The sequence below is a fragment of the Pseudomonas sp. FW305-7 genome, assembly GCF_058786735.1.
Genome location: NZ_JBYSZA010000071.1, coordinates 1 through 831 on the forward strand (window position 1 = coordinate 1; position 831 = coordinate 831).

The 831-nt window shown below is 54.2% G+C and carries 2 protein-coding genes; both read left to right on the forward strand.

The window, feature by feature from the left end; translation table 11 throughout:
• Nucleotides 1-216 (forward strand): DUF6124 family protein (locus AC3WMT_RS30850; RefSeq protein ID WP_492578077.1); only part of this gene is annotated, 216 nt, incomplete at its 5' end.
• Between the two features lie 249 nt (nucleotides 217-465).
• A partial coding sequence (locus AC3WMT_RS30855) for a hypothetical protein (RefSeq protein WP_492578079.1) occupies nucleotides 466-831 on the forward strand: 366 nt, incomplete at its 3' end.

The following is an 831-nucleotide window of genomic DNA, read 5'->3' on the forward strand; positions in this document are numbered from 1 at the left end:
ACCCGCAGGATGTACGCCGTTACCGCCGACTTCAAAAACGAGGAGATGCTGGCCGATGCCTTCGAGACCCTTGCTTCAGCAAGAACCATTGCCAGTGACTTCGCCCACCTCTTGCCAGCGTCGCAACGCCGGACGTTGTTGGGGATTGCGCAGCTGATCATGCTCGGGGAGTTGGCGGTGAATCGGGTGCTGGATAATTTGCAGGTGCCGGACTGATAACGGCTCCCTCGCCACCATGACTATGTAGGGACTGCCAAAGGCCGCGATCTTTTGATTTTGAAGTTTTACATCAAAGATCGCGGCCTTCGGCAACTCCGCCATGGAATACCAACCCCCTGCATCGCTCGCACGCCGATACTGGCCTCAATTGATGACTAATACCGTTCATCGGAAAACCGCACACACCTGTCAGATCTGACAGTAGCCAATCCGCCTCTGTTAGCGCCCAATCAAACGAACCCTTTCATGCCTGTCGTCGTTGGCATCGTGCAAAACAGGAGTTCCGAGATGTCTTCCAAAAGCCCCTTTCTATTCCCCGATATTGATTTCGATAACGCAACACTGGCGCTGCGCCCGCTTGTTATTCCGGGGATGGTGGATCCCATCCAGGACGGTGATGGCGGTATCAATCTCAAAGTGGTCGAAGACAGCGATGCCGGCATGCTGTGTGTGATCCCTGCGTACATAGGCATGCACGTGGGAGATAAACACGTTATCTACTGGGACAAACAATCTGTTTTCACCAAAGAAGTAGAGGCCGATGAAGTCGACTTTCCGCTGTTCTTTTACCTGCCTGTAGCGATCGCCCGACCGGGCTGGGCTGAGGAGTGT